Source organism: Kytococcus sp. HMSC28H12, assembly GCF_001816045.1.
GTDB lineage: Bacteria > Actinomycetota > Actinomycetes > Actinomycetales > Dermatophilaceae > Kytococcus > Kytococcus schroeteri.
Genome location: NZ_KV824274.1, coordinates 1 through 2,381 on the forward strand (window position 1 = coordinate 1; position 2,381 = coordinate 2,381).

At 74.2% G+C, this 2,381-nt stretch carries 2 protein-coding genes; one reads left to right on the forward strand and one right to left on the reverse strand.

The window, feature by feature from the left end; genetic code table 11:
• A partial coding sequence (locus tag HMPREF3099_RS00960; RefSeq protein ID WP_168168402.1) for a serine/threonine-protein kinase occupies window positions 1-666 on the reverse strand: 666 nt, incomplete at its 3' end.
• 144 nt (window positions 667-810) lie between these two features.
• Here HMPREF3099_RS00960 and HMPREF3099_RS00965 point away from each other — a divergent pair.
• Window positions 811-2,337 carry an MDR family MFS transporter gene (locus tag HMPREF3099_RS00965; RefSeq protein WP_070703342.1) on the forward strand — a complete coding sequence of 509 codons (1,527 nt, stop codon included), beginning with the start codon at window positions 811-813 and terminating at the stop codon, window positions 2,335-2,337.
• Window positions 2,338-2,381: the final 44 nt, after the last annotated feature.

The following is a 2,381-nucleotide window of genomic DNA, read 5'->3' on the forward strand; positions in this document are numbered from 1 at the left end:
GGCGCGCGCCAGCTCGCCGGCCACCGCGTCGTGGTCCCGACCCTGCGGGCGCTGCCCGGTGAGCAGCTCGCGCGCCGTCATCCCCACGCCGTAGAGGTCGGCCGCCGGGCTCGGGTCCCAGCCGTGCGCCAACGACTCCGGGGCCATGTAGCCCAGCGTCCCGTGCACGTAGGGGCCCGTGGTCAGGCGCGGGGCGTCCACGCTCATCGTCAGGCCGAAGTCCGCCAGGCGGGCCCTCGGCACCCCGGTGCCGGTGGCGTCCAGCAGCAGGTTGGCCGGCTTCACGTCCCGGTGCACCATGCCCTCGTCGTGCAGCTGCCCCAGCCCCTGCAGCAGCTGGTCGGTGAGGGTGGCCACCCAGGGCGCCGGCAGCGGTCCGTGCTCCGCCAGGAGCGTGGCGGCCGAACCGCCGTCCACCACCGGCATGACCAGCATCACGCGCTCGTCGTCCCCCGCCCAGCCGTAGGGCACCAGCAGGTGGGAGTGCTGCACGCGCACGCCCTGCTCGCGCACGAAGCGCACCAGGGAGGAGGCGTCCACCTGGCGCAGCACCTTGGCCGCGCAGTAGCGGTGGGCCCGGTGGTCCCAGACCCGCCACACCACACCCGTGCCACCCTCACCCAGAGGGTCCACCAGCTCGTACCGGCCCGCGAAGACGTCTCCCACCCGGCGAACCCTACCCACGCTCCCCCGGGCCGGCCCCGCGTGTCGGGAATGTCTCAGCAAAATCGGTGTTGTCGCCTCTCCCCCAGCCCTAGGCTGGCGCACCCCTCCCCCATCCCCTCCACTCCTCCGAGGAGCCCCTGCCGCATGCCCGAGACCCGCAGCACGCCGTCGACCACGGTCGACTCCCCCGCCGACCTCGAGGTCGACCCCACGCCCATCCTGCGCGTCCTCACCGTCGCCACCTTCGTGGTGATCCTCAACGAGACCATCATGGTCAACGCCGTCCCCCAGCTCATGGACTCGCTGCACGTCTCGGCGCAGGCCGCCCAGTGGCTGTCGACGGCGTTCATGCTCACCATGGCCGTGGTCATCCCCACCACCGGCTGGTTCCTGCACCGCCTGGACCGCCGTGCCGCCTTCGCCACCGCCATGGGCGCGTTCGCCCTGGGCACGCTGCTGTGCGCCGTCGCGCCGGGCTTCGCCCTGCTCCTGGTGGGCCGCATCGTCCAGGCCGTCGGCACCGCCATCATGATGCCGCTGCTCATGACCACCGTCATGACCCTGGTGCCCGTGGAGGACCGCGGCCGCACCATGGGCAACGTCTCCCTGGCCATCTCCGTGGCGCCCGCCCTGGGCCCCACCACCTCCGGCCTGGTGCTGCAGTTCGCCTCCTGGCGCTGGCTCTTCCTGCTCGTTCTGCCGCTGGCCGTGGGCATGCTGCTGGTGGGCCTGCGCCTGCTGCCACGCAACCACGCCGGGGCCGCCGGCCCACTCGACCTGCTCAGCCTCCCCCTGGCCGCGGTCGGTTTCGGTGCCCTGGTCTACGGCCTGAGCTCCTTCGGCGGCCACTCCGGCCCCGGCGCCGCCGAGCCGGTGGTCTCCCCGGTGCTCGCGGTGGCCGTGGGCGCGGCCGGCGTGGCCCTGCTCGTGTGGCGCCAGCTCTCCCTGGCCCGCTCCGGGGGCGCCCCGCTGCTGGACCTGCGCGCGCTGACCCACCGCAACTTCGCCCTGTCCATGGGCATCATGTGTGCCGCCATGATGGCGATGATGGGCTCCATGATCCTGCTGCCCCTGTGGCTGCAGGACGCGCGCGGCCTGAGCGTCCTGCAGGCCGGCCTGGTGATGATGCCCGGTGGCCTGATGATGGGCCTCCTGGCTCCCCGCATCGGCCGCTGGTACGACCGGCTGGGGCCCCGCCCGCTGGTGGTGCCCGGCGCCCTGCTGGTGCTCGTGGCCCTCTCGGTGGGCACCTGGGCGGCCCTCGACGCCCCGTGGTGGGCCTTCCTCCTGGTGCACCCGGCCATCAGCTTCGGCCTGGCCCTGCTGTTCACGCCGCTGTTCTCCGCCGGCCTGGGCGCGCTGCCGATGGACCTGTACTCCCACGGCTCGGCCATCCTGGGCACCTTCCAGCAGGTGGCGGCCGCCACCGGCACCGCCCTGGCCATCGCCCTCATGAGCCACCGCGCCGGGCAGCTGGCGGCCGACGGGCACGGCCCTGCCGAGTCCCTCGCCGGCGGCGTCTCCCTGGCGATGGCGGCCGGGGCCGGGATCTTCGTGGTGGCCCTGGCGCTCACGCTCCTGGTGCGTCGCCCGGACCAGGAGGGCGCAGTGCCCACCGAGGGCGACGACGCCGCCAGCCAGGTCACCGACGCAGCGCCGGCCACGGCCTGAGGCCAAGCGGTCCCCCTGGGCGCAGCGGCCCCTCGACCGAGTGG